Annotated in this window: 24 protein-coding genes; 10 read left to right on the forward strand and 14 right to left on the reverse strand. The window is 72.4% G+C overall.

Annotated features, from left to right (window positions below):
• Positions 1-51: 51 nt before the first annotated feature.
• A complete protein-coding gene (locus tag ABFX54_RS14185) occupies positions 52-927 on the reverse strand; it encodes a siderophore-interacting protein (protein WP_346104904.1) in 876 nt (291 codons plus the stop codon).
• Between the two features lie 260 nt (positions 928-1187).
• Here ABFX54_RS14185 and ABFX54_RS14190 point away from each other — a divergent pair, with 260 nt between their 5' ends.
• Complete coding sequence (locus ABFX54_RS14190) at positions 1188-3254, forward strand: alpha-galactosidase (protein ID WP_428834527.1); 2067 nt, start codon at positions 1188-1190, stop codon at positions 3252-3254.
• An 84-nt stretch (positions 3255-3338) separates the two neighbouring features.
• Positions 3339-4112, forward strand: a complete 774-nt coding sequence (locus ABFX54_RS14195; RefSeq protein WP_346104908.1) for a neutral zinc metallopeptidase — start codon at positions 3339-3341, stop codon at positions 4110-4112.
• A 40-nt stretch (positions 4113-4152) separates the two neighbouring features.
• On the opposite strand, the gene ABFX54_RS14200 is transcribed toward ABFX54_RS14195, so the two are convergent.
• From ABFX54_RS14200 to ABFX54_RS14240, 9 genes are read right to left on the reverse strand one after another with little or no spacing between them, the layout of a single operon-like run.
• Positions 4153-5043: a dihydrodipicolinate synthase family protein gene (locus ABFX54_RS14200; RefSeq protein WP_346104909.1), complete on the reverse strand. Its 891-nt coding sequence runs from the start codon at positions 5041-5043 to the stop codon at positions 4153-4155.
• The gene (locus ABFX54_RS14205; protein WP_346104911.1) at positions 5040-6389 is read right to left on the reverse strand and encodes an aminopeptidase P family protein; all 1350 of its coding nucleotides are present in this window, start codon (positions 6387-6389) and stop codon (positions 5040-5042) included. The genes ABFX54_RS14200 and ABFX54_RS14205 overlap by 4 nt, the downstream gene beginning before the upstream one ends.
• Positions 6382-7671: an alpha/beta fold hydrolase gene (locus ABFX54_RS14210; RefSeq protein WP_346104913.1), complete on the reverse strand. Its 1290-nt coding sequence runs from the start codon at positions 7669-7671 to the stop codon at positions 6382-6384. Before ABFX54_RS14210 ends, ABFX54_RS14205 begins: the two co-directional genes overlap by 8 nt.
• Positions 7668-8483, reverse strand: a complete 816-nt coding sequence (locus tag ABFX54_RS14215) for an ATP-binding cassette domain-containing protein (RefSeq protein WP_346104915.1) — start codon at positions 8481-8483, stop codon at positions 7668-7670. The genes ABFX54_RS14210 and ABFX54_RS14215 overlap by 4 nt, the downstream gene beginning before the upstream one ends.
• The gene (locus ABFX54_RS14220) at positions 8480-9280 is read right to left on the reverse strand and encodes an ABC transporter ATP-binding protein (protein WP_346104917.1); all 801 of its coding nucleotides are present in this window, start codon (positions 9278-9280) and stop codon (positions 8480-8482) included. The genes ABFX54_RS14215 and ABFX54_RS14220 overlap by 4 nt, the downstream gene beginning before the upstream one ends.
• Entirely contained in the window at positions 9277-10272 is a 996-nt protein-coding gene (locus tag ABFX54_RS14225; protein ID WP_346104919.1) for an ABC transporter permease, read from the reverse strand. Before ABFX54_RS14225 ends, ABFX54_RS14220 begins: the two co-directional genes overlap by 4 nt.
• Positions 10272-11204: an ABC transporter permease gene (locus tag ABFX54_RS14230; protein WP_346104921.1), complete on the reverse strand. Its 933-nt coding sequence runs from the start codon at positions 11202-11204 to the stop codon at positions 10272-10274. The genes ABFX54_RS14225 and ABFX54_RS14230 overlap by 1 nt, the downstream gene beginning before the upstream one ends.
• Positions 11205-12890: an ABC transporter substrate-binding protein gene (locus ABFX54_RS14235; protein ID WP_346104922.1), complete on the reverse strand. Its 1686-nt coding sequence runs from the start codon at positions 12888-12890 to the stop codon at positions 11205-11207.
• Positions 12887-14818, reverse strand: a complete 1932-nt coding sequence (locus tag ABFX54_RS14240) for a glycoside hydrolase family 127 protein (RefSeq protein WP_346104924.1) — start codon at positions 14816-14818, stop codon at positions 12887-12889. The genes ABFX54_RS14235 and ABFX54_RS14240 overlap by 4 nt, the downstream gene beginning before the upstream one ends.
• 180 nt (positions 14819-14998) lie before the next feature.
• Here ABFX54_RS14240 and ABFX54_RS14245 point away from each other — a divergent pair, with 180 nt between their 5' ends.
• From ABFX54_RS14245 to ABFX54_RS14255, 3 genes are all read left to right on the forward strand, one after another.
• Positions 14999-15514 (forward strand): P-loop NTPase family protein, encoded by a 516-nt coding sequence (locus ABFX54_RS14245; RefSeq protein ID WP_346104926.1) that lies wholly within the window; start codon positions 14999-15001, stop codon positions 15512-15514.
• A gap of 41 nt (positions 15515-15555) precedes the next feature.
• A complete protein-coding gene (locus ABFX54_RS14250) occupies positions 15556-16545 on the forward strand; it encodes an aldo/keto reductase (protein ID WP_346104928.1) in 990 nt (329 codons plus the stop codon).
• A gap of 67 nt (positions 16546-16612) precedes the next feature.
• The gene (locus ABFX54_RS14255) at positions 16613-17305 is read left to right on the forward strand and encodes a DedA family protein (protein WP_346104930.1); all 693 of its coding nucleotides are present in this window, start codon (positions 16613-16615) and stop codon (positions 17303-17305) included.
• On the opposite strand, the gene ABFX54_RS14260 is transcribed toward ABFX54_RS14255, so the two are convergent.
• A complete protein-coding gene (locus ABFX54_RS14260) occupies positions 17272-18012 on the reverse strand; it encodes a GntR family transcriptional regulator (protein ID WP_346104932.1) in 741 nt (246 codons plus the stop codon). The genes ABFX54_RS14255 and ABFX54_RS14260 overlap by 34 nt on opposite strands.
• Before the next feature lie 95 nt (positions 18013-18107).
• Here ABFX54_RS14260 and ABFX54_RS14265 point away from each other — a divergent pair, with 95 nt between their 5' ends.
• A complete protein-coding gene (locus ABFX54_RS14265; protein ID WP_346104934.1) occupies positions 18108-18881 on the forward strand; it encodes an inositol monophosphatase family protein in 774 nt (257 codons plus the stop codon).
• Between the two features lie 11 nt (positions 18882-18892).
• Here ABFX54_RS14265 and ABFX54_RS14270 read toward each other — a convergent pair whose 3' ends face one another.
• Positions 18893-19633 (reverse strand): HAD family hydrolase, encoded by a 741-nt coding sequence (locus ABFX54_RS14270; protein WP_346104935.1) that lies wholly within the window; start codon positions 19631-19633, stop codon positions 18893-18895.
• Positions 19581-20216 carry a hypothetical protein gene (locus ABFX54_RS14275; RefSeq protein ID WP_346104937.1) on the reverse strand — a complete coding sequence of 212 codons (636 nt, stop codon included), beginning with the start codon at positions 20214-20216 and terminating at the stop codon, positions 19581-19583. The genes ABFX54_RS14270 and ABFX54_RS14275 overlap by 53 nt, the downstream gene beginning before the upstream one ends.
• A gap of 240 nt (positions 20217-20456) precedes the next feature.
• Here ABFX54_RS14275 and ABFX54_RS14280 point away from each other — a divergent pair, with 240 nt between their 5' ends.
• Complete coding sequence (locus tag ABFX54_RS14280) at positions 20457-21296, forward strand: Scr1 family TA system antitoxin-like transcriptional regulator (RefSeq protein WP_346104939.1); 840 nt, start codon at positions 20457-20459, stop codon at positions 21294-21296.
• Positions 21297-21360: 64 nt separating this feature from the next.
• Here ABFX54_RS14280 and ABFX54_RS14285 read toward each other — a convergent pair whose 3' ends face one another.
• The gene (locus ABFX54_RS14285) at positions 21361-22014 is read right to left on the reverse strand and encodes a GntR family transcriptional regulator (protein WP_346104941.1); all 654 of its coding nucleotides are present in this window, start codon (positions 22012-22014) and stop codon (positions 21361-21363) included.
• Between the two features lie 68 nt (positions 22015-22082).
• Here ABFX54_RS14285 and ABFX54_RS14290 point away from each other — a divergent pair, with 68 nt between their 5' ends.
• The 3 genes from ABFX54_RS14290 to ABFX54_RS14300 all read left to right on the forward strand — a co-directional run bounded on the left by ABFX54_RS14290 (position 22083) and on the right by ABFX54_RS14300 (position 25661).
• Complete coding sequence (locus ABFX54_RS14290) at positions 22083-23270, forward strand: CaiB/BaiF CoA transferase family protein (protein ID WP_346104943.1); 1188 nt, start codon at positions 22083-22085, stop codon at positions 23268-23270.
• On the forward strand, positions 23267-24253 hold the full coding sequence (locus tag ABFX54_RS14295; protein ID WP_346104945.1) for an HpcH/HpaI aldolase/citrate lyase family protein: 987 nt from the start codon (positions 23267-23269) through the stop codon (positions 24251-24253). Before ABFX54_RS14290 ends, ABFX54_RS14295 begins: the two co-directional genes overlap by 4 nt.
• 70 nt (positions 24254-24323) lie before the next feature.
• Positions 24324-25661 carry a TRAP transporter large permease subunit gene (locus tag ABFX54_RS14300; protein WP_346104947.1) on the forward strand — a complete coding sequence of 446 codons (1338 nt, stop codon included), beginning with the start codon at positions 24324-24326 and terminating at the stop codon, positions 25659-25661.
• Positions 25662-25666 lie beyond the last annotated feature (5 nt).

Consider the following 25666-nt stretch of genomic DNA (forward strand, 5'->3'; position numbering starts at 1 on the left):
GCCCTGTCCGGGCGGACGTTCACGTGCCGGGCCCCGTTCACTTGCGCATGGTTACGACTCGTTCTCCGAGCGGCCGTTGCGCCAGTAGCCCATGAACGCCACCGCCCGCCGGTCCAGCCCCCGTTCGGCGACCAGGTGCCGGCGGAGTGCCTTGATGACGGCGGCCTCGCCGGCCAGCCAGGCGTACAGGGGGCCGTGGTCGGTGGCCTCCTGCGGCACCTCCCACAGCTCGTCGGCGTCGACGTCCACGTCGTCGAAGGTGTCGGGGACGGGCAGCGGCGGCAGGAGGCGTCCGGCGGCGGTCTTGACGGCGGGGATGAGGTCGGCGCCGCGTGAGCCGCCGTTCCGGGGCAGCCAGGTGATCTTGACGGAGGCGGCCGTCTCCACCGGCAGGACGTCGTCGGAGCAAGGCACCTCCATGAACACCTCGCCCGACAGGTGCGCGGGCAGCCGCTCCAGGACGGCGCAGATGGCGGGCACGGCGGTCTCGTCGCCGGCGATGAGGACGCAGCCCGTGCCGGCGGGCGGGTGGAACTCCAGGCCGCCGTGGCGCTCCTCGTAGCGGGCGTCGGGGCCGTACAGGGCGGCGACGTCGCCATGCCGCACCTTCTCGGCCCAGCGGGCGACGGGGCCGCCATCGGGGTGCATGACCACGTCCACGTCCACCTCGGCCGCCTCGGGGCGGACGAGCCTGGCGGTATAGGTGCGCATCGGGTTGCGCCGGTCGTCGTCGAGCTGCCGCCAGCGGGGGTACCAGTCGGGGCCGGTCGGCAGGTGGGCCAGGCCGTGCTCGGGGAGGGGGAGGATGAGCTTGAGCCGCTGGTCGAAGCCGTTGTCGGCGAACCGGTGCAGGTCGTCGCCGGTGAAGGTCACCCGCAGGAACGACGGGCTCAGCCTTTCGAGGCGCTCCACTCGTACGTCGAACATGCGAAAAGGCTGGGTCATCCCCGGGGTCTCCCATCTAGATTAGGTGAGGCTAACCTAAAGGATCGGGGCGATTCAGGCCAGTTGCAGCCGCTTGCCAGGCGTTACGGCCTGCAAAGGCCGTTCCGACCCTCCGAGCCCGTTTCGGAGGGGCTCCACCATGGCGCGGGCGAGATCGAGGGCGATAGCGTCGGAGCGCTGAAGACGTGACAGGCGCAGGCCGGCGAGCCGGCCCGCCCCAGATTGGAGCCCTCTTGTCCCCCGTGATCCTCTCCGCGGCGGGCGCCGCGCTGGTGCTCGACGACTCCGGCTCCGGCCTGCCGCGGGTGCGGCATTTCGGCGCCGCCCTCGGGCCGTTCGACGCTCCCGTGCCCGTCGCGGTGATGGCGCCCGCGTTCGCCGCGCCCGCGCCGCCGTTGCTGCCCGCGCAGGGGGACGGCTGGTACGGCCGGCCGGGCCTGTCCGGCGTCAGAGACGGTGACCACTGGCCGGTGCGGTGGAGCGTGGAACGGCTGGAGGCGTCGGCCGAGCCGGGCTCGGGCGGCACGGTGACCGTCACGGCCGCCGACGCCAGGGCCGGGCTGAGCCTGATGAGCGAGCTGATCATGGACGAGGGCGGCCTGGTGCGGATGCGGCACGCGGTGACGAACACCGCGCCGTCGCCGTACCGGGTGCAGGGGCTCGTGTGCGCGCTGCCGGTGCCCGCGCGGGCGGGTGAGCTGCTCGACTTCACCGGCCGGTGGGGGCTGGAGAAGGTGCCGCAGCGGCGCGAGTTCGGCTACGGGGTGTGGTCCAGGGAGAACCGGCGTGGCCGCACCGGGCACGACGGCACCGGCCTGCTGGTGGCGGGCACCGGAGGGTTCGGTTTCCGTTCCGGCGAGGTGTGGGCGGTGCACGCGGGGTGGAGCGGCGGCCACGTGCACTACGCCGAGCGGCTGCCCGAGGGCGTCGCGCTGCTGGCCGCGGGTGAACTGCTCGAACCCGGCGAGGTGGTGCTGGCGGAGGGGGAGACCTACCGCACGCCGTGGGTGTACTTCGGCTGGTCGGGCACGGGGCTCGACGACGTGAGCGCGCGCGTGCACGATCATCTGCGTTCGCGCCCGCTGCCGGTGCGGCCGGTGACGCTGAACAACTGGGAGGCCACCTACTTCGACCACGGTCTCGACCGGCTGCTGGAGCTGGCCGACCGGGCGGCGGCGGCCGGGGTCGAGCGGTTCGTGCTGGACGACGGCTGGTTCCGCCACCGCCGCCACGACCGCGCGGGCCTCGGCGACTGGTACGTGGACGAGGACGTCTGGCCGGACGGCCTGCACCCGCTGGCTGACCGGGTGCGCAAGCTGGGCATGCAGTTCGGCCTGTGGTTCGAGCCGGAGATGGTCAATCCCGACTCCGACCTGGCCCGTGAGCACCCCGACTGGATCCTCGGCCGGCCCGGGCGCACGCCGCCGCCGCACCGCAACCAGCAGGTGCTCGACCTGGCCCGCCCGGAGGCGTACGCGTACCTGCTGGAACGCATGGACGCCCTGGTCGGCGAGTACGCGCTCGACTACATCAAGTGGGACCACAACCGCGACATCGCCGAGCCCGTGCACGACGGCGCGCCCGGCGTGCACGCGCAGACCCTGGCCGCCTACCGGCTGCTGGACGAGCTGCGCGCCCGCCACCCCGGGCTGGAGATCGAGTCCTGCTCGTCCGGCGGCGCCCGGATCGACCTCGGCGTCCTGGCCCGCACCGACCGGGTGTGGACCTCCGACAGCAACGACGCGCTCGACCGGCAGGCCATCCAGCGCTGGACCGGGCTGCTGGTCCCGCCGGAGCGGCTGGGCTGCCACGTGGGCGCGCCGGGCGACCACGTGACCGGCCGGTCGCTGCCGCTGGCCTTCCGCGCGGCGACCGCGTTGTTCGGGCACATGGGCGTGGAGTGGGACCTGACCTCGGCGAGCGAGGCCGAGCTGGAGGAGCTGGCGACCTGGATCGCGCTGCACAAGCGGCTGCGTCCGCTGCTGCACGCGGGCCGGGTGGTGCGCGCCGACCATCCCGACCCGTCGGCGCTGCTGCACGGGGTGGTGCTGCCCGAGCGGGCGGTGTACGCGTACGTGCAGCAGGTCTCCCGCCTGGACATGGCGCCCGCGCCGCTGCGGCTGCCCGGCCTCGACCCCGCCGCCACCTACGAGGTGCGCGTGGCGGGTCCGGCGCCGGAGCGCGCGGTGCTGCCGGAGTGGGCCGCCGCCCCGGTGCGGGTGCCCGGCGCGGTGCTCGCCGAGCTGGGCCTGCCCGCCCCGGCGCTGCGCCCGGCGTCGGTGCTGATCGTCGAGCTCGAACGGGTCTGACGCGCGCCCCCGCCCCCTGACCGGGGGCGGGGCTGTCATGGCCGGCACAGCGTTCGCGTATGGTCTGCCCCTAAAATGCCGGTCATGCGTCTCTCCGCTCTCGTCGCCGTTCTCCTCTGCGCGACGCTGTTACCGGCCCACACCGCGCAGGCGTCCGCGTACCCCATCCGCGACCGCGCCCTGACCGCGAACAAGCTGTACGGCAGCGGCAAGCTCGAACCCACCGAGTGCCCCGAGCGGAAGATCGAACCGGACAACGTCCCCCAGGCCAAGCGCTACCTGCAAGCCGTGCTCGACTGCCTCAACGCCTCATGGGGCGCCCACCTGGCCCGCGCCGGCCTGCCGTTCAGCAAGGCGAAGATGGGCTTCATCACCAAGCCGCGGCGCTTCTGCAGCAGCTCGTGGGGCAGCGCGTCGGGGGCCTACTGCGCGCGGGAGAAGCGCTTTCTCATCCTGCTGGACGACGACCTGCTCGAAGTGACCTCCGACCTGTTCCTGTTCAGCCTGGCCGCGCACGAGTTCGCGCATCACCTGCAGAACGTCACCGGGATCAACCACGCGTTCGAGCAGTATCCGTACAAGGGGAAGAAGGAGCTGAACGAGCAGTTCCGCCGCAACGAGCTGCAGGCCGAGTGCCTGGGCGGCGTGTTCATCGGCAGCGTCTGGGGCTCGCTCGACCGCGACGGCGACGACTGGAAGCAGTTGCTCGACATCAACCGGCACAGCGGCGACGAGCAGTCGAAGGTGCGCGACCACGGCAAGGGCCGCAACATCGCCGCCTGGCTGGACAAGGGCTTCCGCGCGGTCTCGCCGGCGGCGTGCAACACCTGGACGGCGCCCTCACAGAAGGTCTCCTAGCCGGCCGGGGCGGCGGCGCCCGCCGCCCCGGAAACGCTCCCTACCGGTAGCCCTTGGCCAGCACCTCCCGCGTCTGGCGGGTGATCTGGGCGGCCTGCTCGGGCGCGAGGGCGGTGCGGGGCGGGCGGCAGGGGCCGCCCCTGCGCCCGGCCAGGTCCATCGACAGCTTGATGGACTGCACGAACACCGTCTTGGAGTCCCAGCGCAACAGCGGGTGCAGGTCCCGGTAGAGGGGCAGCGCCTTGGCCACCTCGCCGGCCACGGCCAGCCGGTAGAGCTCGACGGTGGCGCGGGGGATCATGTTCGGATATCCGGCGATCCAGCCGACCGCGCCGGCGACGCCGAGTTCGAGCAGCACGTCGTCGGAGCCGATCAGCAGGTCGAGGCCGGGCGCGCGCTCGGCGATCTCGTACGCCCTGCGCACGTCCCCGCTGAACTCCTTGACCCCGACGATCAGCCCTTCGTGGTGCAGCTCGGCGAGCAGTTCCGGGGTCAGGTCCACCTTCGTGTCGATCGGGTTGTTGTAGGCGACGACCGGCAGCCCGGCCTTGGCCACCTCCCGGTAGTGGCCGACGACGGCCCGGCGGTCGGCGCGGTAGGCGTTCGGCGGCAGCAGCAGCACCGACGAGGGCCCCGCCTCGGCCGCCTGCTCGGCCCACCGCCGCGACTCGGCCGCGCCGTAGGCGGCCACGCCCGGCATGACGTGGAAGCCCTCGGGGGCGGCCTCGACCGCGGTGCGCACCACGCGGGCGCGCTCCTCGTCCGTCAGCGTCTGGTACTCGCCGAGCGAGCCGTTGGGGCAGACGCCGTCGCAGCCGCCCTCGGCCAGGAAGCGGACGTGCTCGGCGTAGCCGTCGTAGTCGACGGACAGGTCGTCGTGGAAGGGCAGCGCGGTCGCGACGTGCACGCCGTGCCACACGGGGCGGGTCATACGTTCTCCTTGTTCCAGTTCTCCAGCCCGGTCGCGTCGATGGGCAGCGCGGCGGACAGGTTCTCCGCGCCGTCCTCCGTCACGAGCAGGTCGTCCTCGATGCGCACGCCGATCCCGCGCAGCTCAGGCGGGACCGTCAGGTCGTGGGCGTGGAAGTACAGTCCCGGCTCCACGGTCAGCACCATGCCGGGCGCCATCCGCGCGCCCTGGTAGGCCTCGTATCGCGACGAGGCGCAGTCGTGCACGTCCAGGCCCAGGTGGTGGCCGATACCGCAGATCAGGTAGCGGCGGTGGTGCTGGCCGTGCTCCGACAGCGCCTCGTCGACCGACACCGGCAGCAGGCCCCAGTCGTGCAGGCCGCGCGCGATGACCTCCATGGCGGCGTGGTGGAAGGCGGTGAACGGGCGGCCCGGCGCGACCTGCGCCAGCCCGGCCCGGTGCGCCCGCTCCACCAGGTCGTGCACCTGCCTCTGGGCGGGGGAGAAGGCCCCCGAGACGGGGAAGGTGCGGGTGACGTCGGCGGTGTAGTGGGCGCGGGTCTCCACGCCCATGTCGAGCAGCAGCAGCTCGTCCGGGAGGACGGGGCCGTCGCAGCGGACCCAGTGCAGGGTGGGGGCGTGCGGGCCGCTGCCGACGATGGAGGCGTAGCCGGGGCCGTTGCCGTACGTCCTGGCGTAGCGGTCGAAGGTGCCCTGCAGCCAGCGCTCGCCGCCGCCCGCGACGGCGGCCGGCACCTCGGCCAGCACGGCGGCGAAGCCCTCGACCGTGCGGTCCACGGCCTCGCGCAGCTGGGCGACCTCCCACTCGTCCTTGATCATGCGCAGCTCGGCCAGGACGCGCCGCACCTCCTGCGACGGCTCCGCCCCGCCGGCCACGAGGGCGTCGTCCGGCGGGCCGGCGAAGTCCGGCAGCGGCAGCACCTCGGCCCCTAAGGCGGCCGACCACTCCGTCAGGGACGGCGACGGGCCCACCCACAGCTCGCCGTGGGCGGCGTCGGCGAAGAAGCCGGTGTCGCCGGGGCGGGCCGGCGGCGGCAGGTACACGGTGGCGGCGCCGTCGCCGACGACGGCCACCGCGTTCTCGGCCACGCAGCCGGTCAGCCAGTAGAAGTCGCTGTCCACGCGGAAGTCGTAGGCGGTGTCGTTGCTGCGCACCGGGGCCCGGCCGGCGGACACGACCACGGTCCTGCCGGCCAGCGCCTCGGCCAGGCGGGCGCGGTGGGCGGCGGCCACCCGCGCCGCGCCCGGCACCAGGCCGGGGGTGCGGGCGGGGGTGTCCCAGCCCTGCGCGATGTAGGCGGCGAACGCGGGGATCTCCGCCAGCCTGGGCAGCCTGCCGTCACTCACTGGTGATTCCTCCTCCGATGTCGCGTACGAGCGCGCTCAGCCGGGCGAAGACGCGTTCCTCGCCGATGCCGTCGTGCTCGTACTCGTTGGTGACCCAGGCCTGGGCGTTGCCGACCCTGGCGGCGGTGTCCAGTTGCAGGCCCGAGTCGACGTACATGTCGTCGTAGTAGACGGCGGCGGCCAGCGGCACCTCGTTGGCGGCCAGCCGGTCGAGGTCGTACAGCGCGGGCCAGTCGTCCCGTTCGGCGAGCAGCTCCACGGCGGGACGGAACGGGCGCAGCGCGCGGATCTCCTCGAACATCCAGGGATAGATCATCTCGCCGGTGAACAGCAGCGGCCTGGCGTCCTCGGCGAAGGCGGGGTGGCGGGCGCGCTCGCGCTGCGCCGCCCACGCGGTCGCGCCGGGCCCCGAGCCGTAGATGCTCTCCTGCAGAGCGGCGAACAGCGGGTTGTCGGCGTAGGAGGAACGGGTCAGCACCTGGTGCAGGAACGTCTCCGGCAGCCGTCCCTCGTCGTCCGGTGTGGCCTCGTCGAGCAGCCAGTGCATGCGCTCGTAGCCGGGCTTCATGCCGAAGTCGATGCCGAGCGACTGCAGCCGCCGCACGGTGAGCCGGTCGCCGTCGGGCAGCAGCACGCCGCCGCCGGCCAGCAGGTCGGCCAGCTTCGCCGTCGTGTCCGCGTGGTGCGGGTAGCGGCGGTAGAAGGCGGCGTTCTTGGCCGCCACCCGCGGGTAGGTGCGCCGGTAGACCTCCTCGGCGTCCGGGTCGAGCGCCGGCAGGCCGCCGGTCACGTAGCAGGCGCTGAGCCCCTCCGGCGCGTACGACAGGTACGTCAGCGTCAGGAACCCGCCGTAGCTCTGCCCGAGCGTGGACCAGCGCCGCCCGCCGAAGACCTGCTGACGGAAGTGCTCGGCGTCGGCCACGATCGAGTCCGCCCGGAAGAGGGCCAGGTGGTCGGCGCCCTCCTTGGCGCCGAGCGCGCTCATCGTCCGCCCGTCGAGGCGGGAGCTGCGGCCGGTGCCCCGCTGGTCGAGCAGGATCACCCGGTAGCGCTCCAGCGCCTGCCCCAGCCAGCCCGCGGTGCCGACGGGCCGCGGGCCCTTGCCGCCGGGCCCGCCCTGGAGGTAGAGCAGGCACGGCAGGTCCTCGCCGTCCCTGGCGGGATCGACGAGCTCGCGGGCGAACACCGTGATGGTCGCGCCGGGGTCCGTCCAGTCCAGCGGCACCCGCTCGACGTGGTCGCGCACCCGCATCCCGGGGATCGTGTAGGTAGCGGTGATCAAGACCTCTCCTTCCTGCGGCGGTCCCACTCCGGGTCGATGCGCGGGATGGCCGCCAGCAGCGTGCGCGTGTACTCGTCCCGCGGCTCGCCGAACACCTGGGCGCTGTCGCCCAGCTCGACGATCCGCCCCTTGCTCATGACCGCCACCCGCTGGGCGATCTGCCGGACCACGGCCAGGTCGTGGGCGATGAACACGTAGCTGAACCCGCTCTCGCGCTGCAGCCGCCGCAGCAGCTCGATCACCTGCGCCTGCACCGACACGTCCAGCGCCGAGACGGCCTCGTCGCAGATCACCAGCTTGGGGTTGACGGCCAGCGCGCGGGCGATGCCGATGCGCTGGGCCTGCCCGCCGGAGAACTGGGCGGGGTAGCGCAGCGAGTGGTCGGGGTCGAGCCCGACCCGCTCCATCAGCTCCTTGGCGTGCGCTCTGCGGCTTCCGTTGGGGGCGATGCCCTGGTAGTCCAGCGGCGCCATGAGGATGCGCTCCACCGTGTGGCGGGGGTTGAGCGAGGAGAACGGGTCCTGGAAGACGACCTGGACGTTGCCGCGGAAGCGGGCCAGCGCGGGCCCCTTGGCGCGAGTGACGTCCTCGCCGTCGAAGTGCAGGGAGCCCTCCGTCGGGTCCAGCAGTTTGGCGATCATGCGGGCGGTCGTCGACTTGCCGCTGCCGGACTCGCCGACCACGGCCAGCGTCTCGCCCAGCCGTACTTCGAAGCTCACTTTGTCCACCGCCGTGAACTCGGCCCTGGCGCCCAGGGGACCGCGCGCGACGAACCGTTTGGTCAGGTTCTCGGCCCGCAGCAACGGCGTCATGCGCTCACCTCATCGTCGATGCGCGGGATGCTGTCCAGCAACATCCGGGTGTAGTCGTGGCGGGGTTCGGCGAAGACCTGCTCGGCGGTGCCGTACTCGACCTGCTCGCCCCGGCGCAGCACCAGCACGCGGGTCGCGATCGAGCTGATCACGGCCAGGTCGTGGGTGATGAACACCATGCCGGTGCCGCTGCTTCGGCGCAGGTCGGCCAGCAGGCGCAGGATCTGCGCCTGCACGGTCACGTCCAGCGCCGTGGTCGGCTCGTCGGCGATGAGCAGCTTCGGCCCGCACACCAGCGCCATGGCGATCATGACGCGCTGGCGCTGGCCGCCGGAGAACTGGTGCGGGTAGTGGTCGACCCGCCGCTCCGGCTCGGGCAGGCCCACCTGCGCGAGCGCCTCGATCGCGACCCTGCGCGCGTTCCTGCGCGACTTGTCGCGGTGCGCCCGGTACATCTCCTCGATCTGCAGCCCCACCGTGTAGTACGGGTTCAGCGACGACAGCGGATCCTGGAAGATCATCGACATCTGGTCGCCGCGCAGCCGGCGCAGCTCCCGGTCCGGGCGGCCGAGCAGCTCGGCGCCGTCCAGCCGGACGCTGCCGCGGGTCCTTGCGCCCTTGGGCAGCAGTCCCATGATCGCCAGGCTGGTCATGGACTTGCCGGACCCGGACTCGCCGACGATGCCGACGGTCTCGTCCCGGCCGACCGTGAAGGACACGTCCTTGACCACGTCCACCGGGCCGCGCGTGGTCGGGAAGGTGATCGTGAGGTCCTCCACCACAAGCAGGTCGCTCATCGGGCCGTGATCCTCACTCTCGGGTCCAGCCTCGTGTAGACGAGGTCCACCACCACGTTGCCGATCACCACGAAGAACGCCGCCAGCAGCGTCACCGCCATGATGACCGGCTGGTCGTTCTTGGCGATGGAGTCGGCGGCCATCTTGCCGACCCCGTTGAGGCCGAACACCGTCTCGGTGATCAGCGCGCCGCCGAGCAGCGCGGCGAAGTCCATGCCGAAGATCGTCGCGATCGGCGTCAGCGCCGGCCGCAGGGCGTGCCTGCGCATGGTCAGCGCCGGGCTGAGGCCCTTGGACCTGGCCGTGCGCATGAAGTTCTCCGCCAGGGTGTCGATCACGTTGGCGCGGGTGAGCCGGGCGTACAGGCAGGCGTAGCCGGTGGCCAGCACGATCCACGGCATCAGGTACGACTGGAACCACACCACCGGATCGTCGCCGAACGCCACGGCCTGCGGGAACGGCAGCACCTGGAGCTGCACGACGAGCACGTACTGCAGCGCCAGCGCCAGCACGTAGTTGGGGATGCTGGAGCCGCCCAGGGCCAGCCCCATGGCGGTGCGGTCCCACCAGGTGCCCTCCTTGACCGCGCTGAGCAGCCCGGCGAGGATCCCGAACAGCAGCCACAGCACCGCCGCGCCGATCGCGACCGTGGCGCTGACCGGCAGCCGCTCCACCACCATGTCCATCACGGACTGGTTGGTCTGGAAGCTGTAGCCCAGGCACGGCGCGGCGCAGTGCACCAGGTTCGCGCCGTGGCCGTAGTCGCGCCCGGCGAAGATGCCGCCGAGGAAGCCGGTGAACTGCGTCAGGAGCGGCTGGTTCAGGCCGAGCACGTCCCTGATCTGGTCGATCCGCTCAGGCGTGCACGTCTTGCCGCAGATCATCAGCGCCGGGTCGGGGGAGAGCGTGAAGAAGATGAGGAACGTGAACAGGCACACCAGGAAGAGGATCAGCACCACCCCGGCGAGCCGTCCGGCCACGTAACGTGCCATCAGGACGCCTCCCCCGCGTCGAAGGCGGCCCGCAGCCGGTCCCCGAGCACCGTCAGCGACAGCACCGTCAGGAACAGGAACAGGCCGGGGACCGCGAAGTACATCGGATCGACGGCGTACCAGCCGACCGAGCTCGCGATCATCTGCCCCCACGACGGCGTGGGCGGCGCCACGCCGACGCCGAGGAACGACAGGCCCGCCTCGGTGCCCACGTAGCCGGGCACGGCCAGGGTGGTCATCACGATCAGGGAGCTGCGCAGGTTCGGCAGGATCTCCTTGAACACCAGCGCCCCCGTGGAGGCGCCCGAAGCCCGCGCGGCCTCCACGAACTCCCGGTTGACCAGCGTCATCGTCTGCCCGCGCACGACCCGCGCCAGGTACGGCCAGCCGAACACGCTGATCACCACGACCAGCAGCAGCGACCGGTCGCCCTGCGGCAGCGACGACAGGATCGCGATCATGAAGATGAGCGCGGGGAAGGCCATCAGGAAGTCCATGACCCGGCAGATCACCTGGTCCGCCCAGCCCTGGTAGAAGCCGGCCAGCATGCCCAGCACCACGCCGAGCAGCGTGGTCAGCGCGGTGGCCGCGGCCGCGATGAGCAGCGAGACGCGGGCCCCGTGGGCGATGCGGGCCAGGATGTCGCGGCCGTTCTGCGGTTCGACCCCGAGCAGGTGCTCGGCGCTGATCCCGCCCAGCGACCCGCGCGGGATCCCGCCCAGGTCGGTGTTGACGGCGGCGGTGTCGAAGTCGTTGGGTCCGTGGCCGGTGACCGCGCTGATCAGCGGCGCGCACACCGCCATCAGCACGATCAGCGTGAGGTACGCGGTGCTGAGGACGGCCGCGCGGTCGCGGAGCAGCGCGGCGGCGACGCGCCGGCCGGAGGTGGCGGGCGCGCCCGCCACCTGCTGCGGATGAGCTGCGACGGTCATCTACTTCGTCGGCTTCGCCAGTCCGACGGAGACGAGGTCGATGCCGCCGGAGAAGGCGCTCGACAGGTAGGCGCCGGCGATGTTCGACCCCGTGACCGTGACCACCTTCTCGTAGGCCAGCGGCACCATCGGCGCCTGCTCCATGATCTGCTTGTCCAGCTCGCCGTAGGCCGCGTTGGCCGCCTGCACGTCGGGCATGACCGCGATCTCGTCGATCCTGTCGTTGATCTTCTTGTCGTTGATCTGCGCGAGGTTCTGGTTGCCCTTGGCGGTGATGTTGCGGCCGTCGAACAGCGGCGGCAGGAACGTGGCGCCGGAGGCCCAGTCGGGGCACCAGCCGGTGATGGCCGCGTCGTGCTGCTGCGCGGGCGTGCCGATCACCTCGTAGAAGGTGGAGGTGTCAATGTTGTTGATCTTGACGGTGATGTTCGCCTGCTTCAGCGCCTCCTGGATCGCCACCGCGGCCGCCTGCATCTTCGGCACCGGCCGGGTGTCCAGCGTCAGCTCGAAACCATCGGCCAGGCCCGCCTCGGCCAGCAGCTTCTTGGCGGTCTCCACGTTGCGCGGGTACAGGTCGTAGTCCGCGCGGCCGACGATCGTGGGCGGCTGGATCGAGGTGCCCTTGAGCGCGAGCTGCGAGCCGCCCAGCGCGGCGACCACGGTGTCCTTGTCGACCGCGTAGTTGATCGCCTGGCGCACCTTGACGTCGTCCAGGTTCTTCTTCGTCATGTTCAGCGACATGTACGTGGTGCAGCCGCCCAGCCCGCTCAGCGTGCGCGACTTGATCTGCGGCGCCTGCACCCTGGCCACGGTCGCGGCCTGGATGGCCGGGGTGCCCATGATGGCGTCGGCATCGGCGCCCTGACCGGCCAGCATGCGCTCGTCGATGGTGGCCGCGTCCAGCCCGAACGTCCACTCGAAGGAGTCCGGCCTGGCCTTGCGGACAGGGTCGGTCTCGGCCTTCCAGTACGGGTTGCGCACCAGCTTGAGCGAGGCGTTGCGCTGGTAGCTCTCCAGCTTGTACGGCCCGCTCGCGATCGGCTTGGTGTCGAACGCGGCCGCCGCCCCCGTGCCCTTGGGGAAGGGGATGAAGTTGGGCTGCGTCAGCGCGCTCGGGAAGTCGGGGAAGGACTTCTTCAGGTGGAAGACGACCGTCTTGGCGTCGGGGGTCTCGATCGTGTCGAGGTCGCCGTCCTCGTACGGGCCCTTGTAACCCTTGGGCGCGTCCAGCAGCAGTTTCCCGTACGGCGAGCCGATCCCCGCCTCCGGGTCGAACGCCCGCGAGGCGCCGAACTTGACCGCCTCGCTCGTGATCGGCGTGCCGTCCTCGAAGAACACGTTGTCCTTCAGCGTGAACGTCCACGTCTTGGCGTCGTCGGACGGCGTGCCCGTGTCGGTGGCCAGGTCGGCGACCACCTTCGTGCTCTCCTCGCCGGGACCGGCGCCGAACGTGGTCAGCCCCCGGTAGATGAGCCGGTAGAAGTTGTTCACCCCGCCGTCCCAGCCGCGGACCGGGTCCAGGTGCGAGAAGTCCGCGTTGGCCAGGACGTGCACGGTGCCCCCCGTCGCGGCGCCCGACGCCGGCCCGCTCGGGCCCCCGCCGGCGGGAGCGGCGCCGCCGCCGCACGCCGCGAGCGCCAGCACGCCGGTCATGGTGACGCTCGCAAGCGCCGCCGATCTCCTCATGTCGCCTTCTTTCCGTCGGTGGTTCGGGTCCTGACCCAGACCCGCATGGCTTCGGGGCCGCGGTTGCCCCACAGGAAGTACGGGACGAAGGTCGCCGTGACCGCCGTCTCCGTGGCCGCCGCCCGCTCCAGGGGCAGTTCGGGGTAGAGCTCTGCCGAGGGCGGGGGCGCGGCGCCGGCCGTCACGTCGAGCACGACGGCCTCCTCGCGCCGCCCGGCCTTCGCGCCGGCGACGTCGGCCACGCCGACCACCAGGTCGTCCACCGCCGCCGACGGGCTGTCGTGCTGCTCGACGCAGTAGACCAGCGGGCCGCGGGCGAGGCCGATCGCGCCCCTGGTGGCGTCGAGATGGGGGTGCGAGCCGTGGGCGCGGACCGGCATCGGCAGCGTGAGGCGCACCTCGTCGCCGGCCGCCCAGCGCCGCTCGATCGGGAGCCAGCCATCGGCCGCCCCCTCGACGGGGGTGGGGTGCGGTTCGCCGTTGACGGTGATCGTCGCGCCGCGGGCCCAGCCCGGCACGCGCAGCACGAGCCCGTACGGCTCGTCCGGCGCCCGCCCGACCGTCAGGCGAACGCCGCCGTCCCACGGGTAGGAGGTCTCCATCGCCAGATCCAGCCGCTCGCCGGCGATCCTGGCCGAGGTGTAGCAGGCGACCAGCAGCGCGCCGTCCCGCTCGGCCGCCACATAGTCGGCCAGCTGAGCCATCCAGCGCACGATGTTCGGCGGGCAGCACGGGCAGCCGAACCAGGCGCGCCGCAGCGGCTCCCCGCCGGACTCCGCGCCGCTGCGCTGCGCGTGGTCGGGGCGGCGCTGCAGCGGGTTGTCGTAGAAGAACGCCCTGCCGTCCGCCGACAGGCCCACGGCGTAGGCGTTGTAGAGCACGCGCTCGAAGACGTCGAGGTACTTGGCGCCGCCCGTGGCCAGGAACATCCGCCAGGCCCACTGCATGACCGCGATGGCCGCGCAGGTCTCGCTGTAGGAGCGCTCGGACGGCAGCTCGTAGCGGTCGCCGACGGCCTCGTCGGAGTGGCGGCTGCCCAGCCCGCCGGTGAGGTAGAGCTTGCTCGCGACCATGTCGTCCCAGAGCCGCTCCAGCGCCGTGAACAGCGACCGGTCGCCCGTCTCCAGGAAGACGTCGGCCGCCCCGGCCGCCAGGTAGGCCATCCGCACCGCGTGCCCCGTCACCGACGGCAGCTCGCGGAAGGGCACGTGGTCCTGGAAGTAGTCGCCGGGGAAGATGCTGTGCTCGATCTGGCCGGTGCCGCGGCGGTCGACGAACGCGGCGGCCAGGTCGAGGTAGGCGCGCACGCCCGTCTGCCGGTACAGCTCGACCAGCGCCATCTCCACCTCGGGATGCCCGCACAGGCCCCGCTCGGCGAAACGCTCCACCACCAGGTCGGCGAAGCGGCGGGCCACGCGCAGCAGCCGCTCGTCGCCCATCCGGCGCGCCGCCGCGACGGCGGCCTGGATGAGGTGGCCCAGGTTGTACAGCTCGTGCCCCCAGGCCAGGTCCTCCCACGGCTTCTTGGCGGCCGCCGGGTCCTGGAAGAAGGAGTTGAGGTAGCCGTCCTCGGCCTGCACCCGCTCCAGCAGGACGACGACCTCGTCGTAGAACTCCCGTACCGGCTCGCCCGCCCGCTCGTCGCCGAGCTCGTAGGCCAGGCCCTCCAGGGTCTTGTACAGGTCGGTGTCCAGGAAGGGGTAGCGGCCCCGGTAGGGGGCCGGGCGCTCCTCCAGGAGGCGGCTCAGGTTGGCGACGTTGCCCGCCGCGCGGAGCTGCTCGATGGTGTGCGGGACGGTGGCCGCGCTGTTGCGGGCCTGCCAGTGGTGTAACAGACCACCGGTGATGCGCGTTCCCGGCACCGGTCGTACGGCCCCGGAGGCCGTGCGTACGGCTCCGGCTAGGGCCTTGACCTGCTTAGACGTCATGAATCTTCCCAGTAATGTGTGGCATTGCACTGAACCTTAGGTGTCGGGGAGGTGTGTTGCCAAGAGTTGGCGTGCGACAGAAAACGGACGTAACCGCTCCGGAACCTGAGGTGACGGCGGCGAAACCGGGCGGCGGAAACCGGGCGGCGCCGACGCCCGCCGGCTGAGTAGATTTGCGCCGTGAAACGCGTATCCGTGGTGGGCAACTCCGGTTCCGGCAAGTCGACGTTGTCCTCGGCGCTGGCCGGGCGGCTCGGCGTGCCCTGGCTCGAACTCGACTCGATCTTCCACATGTCCGGCTGGGAGCCCCGGCCGCCGGAGGAGTTCCGCGCCGAGGTCGAGCGGTTCACCGCCGCCGACGGCTGGGTGGTGGACGGCAACTACTCCGCCGTGCGGGACCTGGTGTGGTCGCGCGCCGACACCGTGGTCTGGATCGACCTCCCGAGGCCCACCGTGATGCGCCGGCTGCTGGTCAGGACCCTGCGCAGGATGGCCACCGGCGCCGAGCTGTGGAACGGCAACAAGGAGTCCTTCCGGTTCCTGCTCGACAAGGACGAGTCGATCCTGTGGTGGGCGTGGCGCAAACATGCCGTCTACCAGCAGCGTTACGCTCGGGCGAGCGCCGATCCGGCCTACGCCCACCTGAGGTTCGTCCGGATCGCCTCCGCGGCCGAGGCGGCTTGCCTATTGGACTGACAGAATTTGAAATCTGTCAGTCCAATAGGCATACTGCTTGTATGAGAACTCTGGGAACCGACGGCCTCGCCGTGTCCGACCTCGGGCTCGGCTGCATGGGCATGACCGATCTCTACGGGCCGGCCGACAAGGCCGAGGCGATCGCGACCATCCACGCCGCGCTCGACGCGGGCATCACCCTGCTCGACACCGGCGACTTCTACGGCATGGGCGCCAACGAGCTGCTCATCGCCGAGGCGCTGCGCGGCCGCCCGCGCGACGCCGTGCGGATCAGCGTGAAGTTCGGCGCGCTGCGCGACCACGACGGCGGCTGGAACGGCGTCGACGGCCGGCCGGTCGCGGTGAAGAACTTCCTCGCCTACACCCTGCGCCGCCTCGGCACCGACCACGTGGACGTCTACCGGATCGCCCGGGTCGATCCGGCCGTGCCCATCGAGGAGACCATCGGGGCCATCGCCGAGGAGGCCGCCAAGGGCCACGTGCGCCACATCGGGCTGTCCGAGGCCGGGGCAGGCACCATCCGCCGCGCCCACGCCGTGCACCCCATCAGCGACGTCCAGATCGAGTACGGGCTGCTGTCACGGGGCATCGAGCGGGAGATCCTGCCCGTCTGCCGCGAGCTCGGGATCGGCGTGACCGCGTACGGCGTGCTGTCGCGCGGGCTGCTGAGCGGCCACTGGAGCAAGGACCGCGAGCTGGGCGCCACCGACTTCCGCGCGCACGCGCCGCGCTTCTCCGGCGACAACCTCGCCCACAACCTGGCGCTGGTGGAGGCGCTGCGGGCGGTCGCCGAGGACAAGGGCGTCACGGTGGCGCAACTGGCCATCGCCTGGGTGCTCGCGCAGGGCGAGGACATCGTGCCGCTCGTCGGCGCGCGCAGCCGCGAGCGGCTGGCCGAGGCGCTGAGCGCGCTCGGCGTGCGGCTGACGGCCGATGACCTGGCCGCGATCGAGGCCGCCGTGCCCGCGGGCGCCGCCGCCGGCGACCGGTACCCGGACGTCATGCAGGCGGACCTCGACAGCGAGCGCTGATCCGACCATCCACGGAACGTGCGCTGTACCGTGCTGAGCAGGCCCCGGGCGGCGCTAGGGTTGGCCGGTGCACATCGACGAGTGGCTGCAGGCGATCCCCGCCGGATGGCTGTACGCGACGGTCGCGCTCGTGATCGGGTTCGAGAGCCTCGGCATCCCGCTGCCGGGCGAGATCGTCCTGGTCGGCGCCTCGATCCTGGCCTCCAGGGGCGTCGTGGACCCGGTGTGGGTGGGCGCGTGCGCGAGCGCCGGCGCCATCGTCGGAGACTCGGCCGGATACGCCGTCGGGCGCAAGGGCGGCGCGCCGATGTTCGCCCGGCTCGGGCGGCGCTTCCCCAAACACTTCGGACCCCGCCAGGTGGGCAGGGCGGAGGAGTACTTCCACCGCTTCGGCATGTGGGCGGTGTTCTTCGGGCGCTTCATCGCCCTGCTGCGCATCCTGGCCGGGCCGCTGGCGGGGGCGCTGCGCATGCCGTACTGGAGGTTCGCCGTCGCCAACGTGCTCGGCGGCATCGTGTGGGCGGGCGGCACCACCGCGGTCATCTACAGTCTCGGGCTCGTCGCCGAGAAGTGGCTCAAGGGCTTCTCCTGGGCGGGGCTCGTGGTGGCCGTGCTGTTCGGCGTCGCCTCCACCCTCTACCTCAAGCGCCGCGCCGCCCGCGTGGTCGGCCCAGAAGACGGCCCAGAAGACGGCCCAGAAGACGGCACTGGGGACGATACGGGGCCTCAGCGCTCGATGAGCGTGACCTCCAGCGAGTAGTGCGAGGCCCGGTAGACGTGTGAGCCGTGCTCGACCGCCCGCCCCTGGTCGTCGTAGGTGGTGCGGAGCATCGTCAGCAGCGGCGCGCCCCGGCGCTCCTCCAGCAGCCGGGCCTCGGCCTGCGAGGCGGCCCGCGCGCCGATGCGCTGGTTGGCCACCCGCATCCGCACGCCCGCCCCGCGCAGCAGCTCGTACAGGCCGCGGCCTTCGAGGTCGGCGGCGGTGAGCTTGGCCAGGCCCGTCGGCAGCCAGTTGTGCAGCACGGCCAGCGGCTCGCCCGCCGCGAAGCGCAGCCGCTCGAGGTAGAGGATCTCGGAGCCGACCGGCACGCCGAGGATGGCGGCGATCTCCTCCTCCACCGGCCGCGTGTCGAGGGCCAGCACCTGCGTGGCCGGCTCCTGGCCCGCCCTGCGCAGGTCGTCGTAGAGGCTGGTCAGCTCGACCGAGCGCTTGACCTGTCCGTGCACCACCTGCGTGCCGACGCCGCGCTTGCGCACCAGCAGGCCCTTGTCCACGAGATATTGGATCGCCTGGCGGATCGTGGGCCGGGACAGGCCGAGCTTGTCGGCCAGCAGGATCTCGTTGTCCAGCCGCGAGCCGGGGGCCAGGTCGCCCCGCCGGATCGCCTCGGCGATCTGCTCGGCCACCTGGAAGTAGAGCGGCACGGGGCTGGATCGATCCAGGTCGATGGCCAGATTCGCGGTCATGCTGATCAGCTTAACGCAGGTCAGAATGTCCTGACAAATGAGTCATGTAGCATTCAAGCGTGTGCCGCGGCCGCGCGGCAGGTAGAGGAGACGGCATGGATGCGACCGACCTGCTCGACACCGCCTGTGAGGCGGCCCGTGCCGTCGGCCCCCAGTTGCGCGCCGCCTTCAGGTCCCGGCCCGAGGTGAGCACCAAGCGCGACTTCCACGATCCCGTCACCGAGCACGACCGCGCCGCCGAGGAGAGCATCCGCGCCGTCATCGAGGCGCGGGCGCCGTACAGCGCGATCGTGGGCGAGGAGGGCGGCACCACCGGCTCCGGCGACCTCGTCTGGTACGTCGACCCCATCGACGGCACCGCCAACTTCGCCGCCGGCCTGCCGTTCTTCTGCGTGTCCATCGCCGCCGCCGTGCGCGGGGAGCTGGTGGCAGGCGTCGTGTACGACCCCGTACGCGACGACGAGTTCACCGCCACCCCCGACGGCGCCTGGTGCAACGGCAAGCCGCTGCGCAGCGAAGGGGCGACCGGCGACCGGGAGGCCATGCTGCTGTCCAGCTACCCGACCCCGCTCGACCTCGACGCCGGCGGCGAGCTCGCGCTGGAACGCTACGGCCGGCTGCTGAGCTCCTTCTCCGCCGTACGCAGGGTCGGCAGCGCCGCGCTCAAGCTCGCCCACGTCGCGGCGGGCTGGTCGGACGCCGCGTACGGCACCAGGTCCAACCCGTGGGACGTGGCGGCAGGGGCCCTGCTGGTGCGCGCCGCGGGTGGCGTCTACCTGGGGGATCCGCTCGTCAAGGGCGACTATCTGGCGCACGTGAGCGGGTTCGACCTGGAGTCGTCGGCGCTGGCGGAGGTCGTGCCCCGGTGATCGCAGGGCGGTCAGCCGAGCAGGCCGGGCAACTCGGTCAGTGAGGTGATGTGCGGGAAACCGGCGGGCGGGGGCTCGGCGCCGAGCCGGTCGAGCCAGACCGAGCGCATCCCGGCCGCCGCCGGCCCCGTCACGTCGTTGCGTACGTCGTCGCCCACCAGCAGCACCTCCCGCGGCCTCAGCCCGAGCGCCGCCGCGGCCCCCTCGTAGCAGGCGGGCGCGGGCTTGAACCGGCCGTCCAGGACCTCGCCGGTCAGCACCGGCCCGACCAGGCCGTCCAGCCCGATCGCGTGGACCTTCTCCTCCTGCACGCGCTGCGTGCCGTTGGTCAGCACCCCCAGCGTGAACCCGCCGAGCCCGGCCAGCGCCAGCGCCACGTCGGGGAACGCGGCCCAGCCCTTCCGATAACGGCCGGCGAAGTCTTCGTAGGCGGCGTCCAGGTCGGCCGGGACCGCAACGGCCAGCTCCGCGCAGAGCGCGGACAGCCGCAGCCGCCGCTGCTCCTGCCACGAGCAGCGGCCCGCGTGCCACATCGCGAGGTACGGCACCTCGAAGCCGGCCCACAGCGCGGCCGCCTCGCCCAGCCGCGGATGGCCGGGGGAGCGGGCCTCCAGCCAGGCGGTGATGGCGGCGTCGGCGGCGCCGCGGTGGTCGAGCAGGGTGCCGTCCAGGTCGAACAGGATGCCTTGACGTCCCCGATCACGCCGCCGCCCCGGAGGTGACGCGCGCGGCGATGCGGGTGGCCGTCTCACGGGGCGGATAGCCGAGCGTGAGGCCGCGCACCGACAGCGGCGCCTGGGCGAAGAGCGCCTCGGCGTCGTCGCACAGCACGTAACGCAGCGCGGGGGAGCAGGAGCGGTGCTCCTCCAGCGCCCGCACCTCCGGCTCGGCCAGCTCGCCCGGCAGCGCCTCCCGGTAGTCGGCGATCAGCGCGTCGAGGTCGAACAGGTGCGCGTAGCGCTCCGACGTGCCCGCCACCACCCGCACCAGGTCGTCGTCCTCCGTACGCGCGTGGTAGATCAGGCTCGTCCCGCCGCTCTTGCCGCACCAGCGCAGCGCCTCGTCCGCCGGCAGGGTGAACGCGCCGTACGGCTTGCGCCCGTACAGCAGGGCCTCGGCGATCCACCGGTCGCACCACAGCTCGTCGCGGTACGGCGTCGGCGTGCCGGGAGCGGCGGCCAGGCCCTGGGCCAGCACCGGATTCCAGGCCGACACCATCGGGCTGCTGAACCTGGGCATGCGCGGGCCGCGCCAGCGGCTCAGGGCGTAGCCGTACCAGACGGTCACGACCTCCGTCCTGAGCTTGGGCAGGGGCCGCTCGTAGGTGCCGTTCATGACCTGGCCGCCGTCGGGATGGCGCCAGGGACCCGGAGGGAAGTGCGCGTCTGTGGGGACCGGAGGAGTCCGGTAGTCGGGATGGAGGATCCACGCGTCCGCCACAGTGTTGAGCCTTTCGGATCGGCGTATGCATGACGTGTCAGACCATTAGAGTGGCCATCGTGCATCAGCCGTCACTCCCGTGCAAGAGACCAGGTGCAAACGCTGAGTTTTGTCACAGATGGCTGTGACAGACGTATGCAGTTGAGCGTCGTGGCGGCCAGGCTCCGCTCGCTGCGGGCCGCGAGCGGGATGTCGATGGCCGCCGCCGCGCAGGTCGCGGGGCTCAACACCTCCACGATCTTCCGCATCGAGCACGGCCTCGTCGCGCCGCGCGAGGCGACCGTGCGCACCCTGCTGGAGCTGTACGGCCAGGGCGAGCACGCGCCCCGGCTGCTGTCGCTGCTGCGTGAGGAGCGGGTGCCCGGCTGGTACGACGCGCCAGGGGTGCCGCTGGGGCTGTCGGCGTACCTGGAGCTGGAGGACGGGGCGCAGGTGATCTACACCTACGGGTCGCGCCTGGTGCCGCCGCTGCTGCAGATCCCCGCGTACGCGCAGGCCGCGGCCCTGTCGGCCGGGCTGCCCGGCGGGGTCGCGTACGAGCAGGCCGCCGACGCGGCGCGGCTCGTCGCCGTCCGGCAGGAGGTGCTCGACCGGCCGCGCGGGCCGCACCTGTGGGCCGTGCTCGACCGGCCCGCCCTGCTCGACCCGCCGCTGCACCGGCCGGAGGAGCGGATCGCCCAGCTCGACGCGGTCGCCATGGCCGCCAAGCAGCCGCACATCGCCGTGCAGGTCGCCCGGCCCAGTGCCGAGACCGGCCTCCTCCACCAGGGGCCGCCGTTCACGCTGCTGCGCTTTCCCGAACGGTCCCGGCCCGACGTGCTGGTGCTGCACCTGCTGCACGCCCCGATCGTGGTCGAGGACCGGCGGCGGGTGGAGGAGCACCAGCAGGCGTTCGCGCGGCTGTCGCTGTCGGCGTGCGCCGTGGACGCCACCCCCGGCGTCCTGGACGAACTACGCGCCACCCTTCTCGGCTGACCGGCCGGACGAGGCCGGGCGGCTCAGCGCGGCGGGGCCGGGTGCGGCGGGGTGGCCGGGCGGCTTATTGCTGCTGGCGGAACTCGCCGGCGCGGCGGACGTGGTCGATCATGATGCGTTCCGCGCTGTCGCCGTCGGCCGCCTCCAGCGCGGCCAGGATGCCCTCGTGCGCCTCCAGCTGCGCCTTGACCTGCGTCTCGTCCAGCCACAGCGACGCCTCGGCGGGCACGGGGAAGCTGTTGCGCACCGACCTGGCGTGCTCGCCCAGGAACGCGGGGCCGCCGATGTCGACGATGGTCAGGTGGAAGCGCCTGCTCTGCTCGCCCAGCCGGTCGTGCCGGCCCTGGGCGGCGTCCTCGGCCATCGAGGCGTGCAGCGCGCGCAGATCCTGCAGTTGCTCCGGAGTGATCCTGGCCGCCGCCAGCCGCGCGCCCAGGCCCTCGACCACGGCGCGCAGTCCGTAGTACTCGGCCACCGCCTCGTCCCCCAGGTCCACCACGGTCGCGCCGTGATGCGCCTCGTAACTGATCAGCCGGTCCTTCTCCAGCCTGCGCAGCGCCTCACGCACCGGCGTGACGGAGACGCCCAGGCGCTTGGCCACCTCCCCGGCCCGCAGCGCCGTCCCGCCCGGGATCCGTCCCGTGCGGATCTCGTCGAGCAGCACGCTGTAGACGTAGTCGGCCTTGCTCATGGGCGGCCGCGGCTCGCTGGGTGACATATCGCTAAGTGTCTCGCATAACGGTCACTTGGTTGACCTATGACATATTTCTTATAAGTTACATACCCATGACGAGCCTCGACGACCTGCGGGTCATCGACGCGGCGACGCTGTTCGCCGGTCCCTCCGCGGCCATGATGCTGGGCGACTTCGGCGCGGACGTGATCAAGATCGAGCATCCCCGCCGGGGCGACCCCTCGCGCGGGCACGGCGCCTCCGTGGACGGAGTGGGCCTGTGGTGGAAGACGCTGTCGCGCAACAAGCGCGGCGTGGCCGTGGACCTGTCGCGGGCCGAGGGGCAGGAGATCCTGCGCCGCCTGGCCGAACGGTCCGACGTGCTGATCGAGAACTTCCGCCCCGGCACCCTCGAACGCTGGAACCTGGCCCCCGAAGACCTCCTGGAGCTCAACCCGCGGCTGATCGTGGCCCGGATGACCGGGTTCGGGCAGTTCGGGCCCATGGCCAAGCGGCCCGGCTTCGGCACCCTGGCCGAGGCCATGAGCGGCTTCGCGGCCATGACCGGCGAGCCCGACGGGCCGCCCACGCTGCCGCCGCTGGCCCTGGCCGACGGCATCGCCGGCCTCGCCATGTCGTACGCGATCATGGTCGCCCTGCGGGCCCGTGAGCGGACCGGCCGCGGGCAGGTCATCGACCTGGCCATCATCGAGCCGATCCTGGGGCTGCTCGGGCCGCAGATGACCGCGTACAAGGCGCTCGGCGTCGTCCCCCAGCGGACCGGCAATCGTTCCAGCAGCAACGCGCCGCGCAACACCTACCGCACCCGCGACGGTCGCTGGCTGGCGATCTCCACCAGCGCCCAGCCCATCGCCGAGCGCGTGGTCACCCTGGTGGGGCGGCCCGACCTGGTCGAGCAGCCGTGGTTCGCCAGCGGGCACGGCCGCGTGCAGCACGTGGACGAACTTGACGCGGCGGTCGCCTCCTGGATCGCCGCGCGCGACGCCGACGAGGTCATCGCCAGGTTCGAGGAGGTGCAGGCCGCGGTCGCGCCCATCTACGACGTCTCCGACCTGGCCGAGGACCCGCAGTACGCGGCCCTGAACACCTTCGTCGAGGTGCCGGACGAGGAGCTGGGCTCGCTCACCATGCAGAACGTGCTCTTCCGGCTCTCCGACACGCCCGGCGAGATTCGCTGGCCGGGGCGGCGGCTGGGCCGCGACACCGACGAGGTGCTGGCCGAGCTCGACTACTCCGGCGACCGCATCGCCGCACTCCGCGCCGACGGAGTGATCGCATGAGCGCCCTTGCGGGGGTGCCGGTGCCGCCCGTGACCTGGCTGTACGTTCCCGGTGACCGGCCCGAGCGGTTCGACAAGGCGATGGCGTCCGGCGCCGACGTCGTCATCATCGACCTGGAGGACGCGGTCGCGCCGGTGAAGAAGGACGAGGCCAGGCGGAACGCCGTGGCCTACCTGCGCGCCCAGCACGGGCGACCGGCCCGGTGGCCGCGGCTGCACGTGCGGGTCAACGACCCGGCCACCGCCCGCGGGCGCGACGACCTGGCCGCCGTGGGGCCGTTCGCCGACGGGGTACGGCTGCCCAAGGTCGAGTCCACGGCCGTGCTCGACGCCGTGACGGGCGCGCCCGCGTACGCGCTGCTGGAGTCGGCGGCCGGGATCCTCGCCGCCCGCGAGATCGCCGCCCACCCCAGCGTGGCGGGCGTGGCGCTGGGCGAGCAGGACCTGGCCGCCGAGCTGGCCGTCACCGACGAACAGGCCATGAACCAGCTCAGGCTCCAGGTCGTCCTCGCCGCCGCCGCGGCCGGGCTGCCGCCGGTGCCCATGTCCGTCTATCCGGACGTCAAGGACGAAGTGGGGCTGGCCGACTCCTGCCGGGCCGGCCGCGCCATCGGGCTGTTCGGCCGGACCGCGATCCATCCGCGCCAGATCCCCGTCATCAGGCGGGCCTTCCGTCCGGCGGAGGACGAGGTGGCCAGGGCCGCCGAGATCGTCGCGGCGGCGGAACGCGCCGAACGGGCCGGCGTCGGCGCGGTGGCGCTGCCCGACGGCCGCTTCGTGGACGCCCCCATCGTGGTCCGGGCCCGCCGCACCGTCACCCTGGCCGCCCGCCTCGCCGACCCGCCAGACCGCGCGGAGCCTCCGGCCGACCCACCCGTCCGTGCGGAACGTCCCGCCGGCCCGTCTGGCCGCGCGGAACGTTCCGAAAGCCCACCCGGCCCCGCGTACCACCGCTCAGCCCCGCCGCCGGACGTCATCACCTGACCGCAGGCCGCCACCGCCGCCGGCGCGTGCCGACCACCCCCGCACCACCCCCCATTGGAGGTCCTTCGCCATGGGAATCGCCGTTTGGGCGCTCATCGCCTACATCGCCATCATCGTCATCTGGAACGGAGTGCTGAAACGCAACATCGGTGAGGCGATGCTCATCGGTTTCGCCGGCGTGTGCCTCTTCGGCGGCACCCGCTTCTTCGAGCTGGCCTGGGCGGGCCTGGCCGACGCGTTCGCCGAGGAGGTCGTCTTCGCCGCCCTGGCCTTCGTCTTCATGGGCTACCTGCTCACCAAGCTGGGCCTCATCCAGGAGCAGGTCGCCGTGCTGAACTCGGTGTTCGGCCGCCTGCGCGGCGGCGCCGGCTACGTCTCCACCTCCGCCGCCGCCCTCCTCGGCGGCCCCTCAGGCTCGGGGTCGGGAATCTCGGCGTCCGTGGGCTCGGTGACGATCCCGTGGATGATCCGCTCCAACTGGCGCCCCGACCTGGCCGCCTCGCTGGTGGCGGGCAACGCAGGGCTGGGCATCTCGATCCCGCCGAGCTCGTCGATGTTCCTGCTGCTCGGCTCGGCCGCGGTGGCGCCCGTGCTCAGCGCCGACCAGCTCTTCGTGCCCGCCCTCGTGGGCGGGTTGTGGACGGTGGCCTACCGGTTCGTCGTGGTGTTCGTGTGGGTGCGCAGGCACCGCATCGCCGCCACCGACGCCTCCGACATCCTGCCCCTGCGCGCGGCCCTGCGCGCCGGGTGGACGTCGCTGCTGGTGTACGCGGGCATCCTCGTCCCCGTGCTCATGACCCTCGACTTCGGCGTGGCGCTGATGGAGTCGCGGGTGGGCGAGGCGGCCGACGACATCAGCATCGTCGTGTGGATCCCGGTGCTGACCGTGCTGGCCACGTTCGCCGTGGCGTGGCGGCGGCTGCCGCGCACCGGCCGCGCGTGGAGCGAACTGCTCGGCGACATGGCGCCCCGCTACGCCGTCATCGGCGCGACCCTGTTCTTCGCCTTCGCGGCCGCCGCCAGCCTGGGCGAGCTGGGCCTGGTCGACCAGCTGACCACGATCATGCAGGCCCTGGACGCGCCCGCCGTCGTCATCGCCACGCTCGTCGGGCTGCTGCTCGTCGTCATCGCCGCGCCGCTGACCGGCACCGCCACGATCGCCGCCGTCGGCGGGGTGGCCTTCAGCGCGCTGACCGCGGCCGGGATCGCCCCGGCCGCCGCGGCCACCGCGATCCTGGTCTTCGCCTCGACCGAGGGCGCGTCGCCGCCGGGAGCGGCCCCGATCTACATCGCCAGCGGCATCGCCCAGGTGGATCCGGCCAGGACGTTCGGGCGGCTGATCGTCTGGTTCGTCGTCCCGACGCTGGTCATGGGCGTGCTGATCGCCGTCGGCGCGCTGCCGATCTGAGAGGA

The sequence above is a fragment of the Nonomuraea maheshkhaliensis genome (genome assembly GCF_039529435.1).
Classification (GTDB): Bacteria; Actinomycetota; Actinomycetes; order Streptosporangiales; family Streptosporangiaceae; genus Nonomuraea; species Nonomuraea maheshkhaliensis.

Excerpts from the sequence above, each read along its gene's own strand:
- ABFX54_RS14185 (WP_346104904.1), bottom strand. The coding sequence starts at position 927 with ATGTTCGACGTACGAGTGGAGCGCCTCGAAAGGCTGAGCCCGTCGTTC.
- ABFX54_RS14195 (WP_346104908.1), top strand. The coding sequence starts at position 3,339 with ATGCGTCTCTCCGCTCTCGTCGCCGTTCTCCTCTGCGCGACGCTGTTA.
- ABFX54_RS14200 (WP_346104909.1), bottom strand. The coding sequence starts at position 5,043 with ATGACCCGCCCCGTGTGGCACGGCGTGCACGTCGCGACCGCGCTGCCC.
- ABFX54_RS14215 (WP_346104915.1), bottom strand. The coding sequence starts at position 8,483 with ATGACGCCGTTGCTGCGGGCCGAGAACCTGACCAAACGGTTCGTCGCG.
- ABFX54_RS14220 (WP_346104917.1), bottom strand. The coding sequence starts at position 9,280 with ATGAGCGACCTGCTTGTGGTGGAGGACCTCACGATCACCTTCCCGACC.
- ABFX54_RS14225 (WP_346104919.1), bottom strand. The coding sequence starts at position 10,272 with ATGGCACGTTACGTGGCCGGACGGCTCGCCGGGGTGGTGCTGATCCTC.
- ABFX54_RS14230 (WP_346104921.1), bottom strand. The coding sequence starts at position 11,204 with ATGACCGTCGCAGCTCATCCGCAGCAGGTGGCGGGCGCGCCCGCCACC.
- ABFX54_RS14235 (WP_346104922.1), bottom strand. The coding sequence starts at position 12,890 with ATGAGGAGATCGGCGGCGCTTGCGAGCGTCACCATGACCGGCGTGCTG.
- ABFX54_RS14240 (WP_346104924.1), bottom strand. The coding sequence starts at position 14,818 with ATGACGTCTAAGCAGGTCAAGGCCCTAGCCGGAGCCGTACGCACGGCC.
- ABFX54_RS14250 (WP_346104928.1), top strand. The coding sequence starts at position 15,556 with ATGAGAACTCTGGGAACCGACGGCCTCGCCGTGTCCGACCTCGGGCTC.
- ABFX54_RS14260 (WP_346104932.1), bottom strand. The coding sequence starts at position 18,012 with ATGACCGCGAATCTGGCCATCGACCTGGATCGATCCAGCCCCGTGCCG.
- ABFX54_RS14265 (WP_346104934.1), top strand. The coding sequence starts at position 18,108 with ATGGATGCGACCGACCTGCTCGACACCGCCTGTGAGGCGGCCCGTGCC.
- ABFX54_RS14275 (WP_346104937.1), bottom strand. The coding sequence starts at position 20,216 with ATGAACGGCACCTACGAGCGGCCCCTGCCCAAGCTCAGGACGGAGGTC.
- ABFX54_RS14280 (WP_346104939.1), top strand. The coding sequence starts at position 20,457 with ATGCAGTTGAGCGTCGTGGCGGCCAGGCTCCGCTCGCTGCGGGCCGCG.
- ABFX54_RS14285 (WP_346104941.1), bottom strand. The coding sequence starts at position 22,014 with ATGTCACCCAGCGAGCCGCGGCCGCCCATGAGCAAGGCCGACTACGTC.
- ABFX54_RS14290 (WP_346104943.1), top strand. The coding sequence starts at position 22,083 with ATGACGAGCCTCGACGACCTGCGGGTCATCGACGCGGCGACGCTGTTC.
- ABFX54_RS14295 (WP_346104945.1), top strand. The coding sequence starts at position 23,267 with ATGAGCGCCCTTGCGGGGGTGCCGGTGCCGCCCGTGACCTGGCTGTAC.
- ABFX54_RS14300 (WP_346104947.1), top strand. The coding sequence starts at position 24,324 with ATGGGAATCGCCGTTTGGGCGCTCATCGCCTACATCGCCATCATCGTC.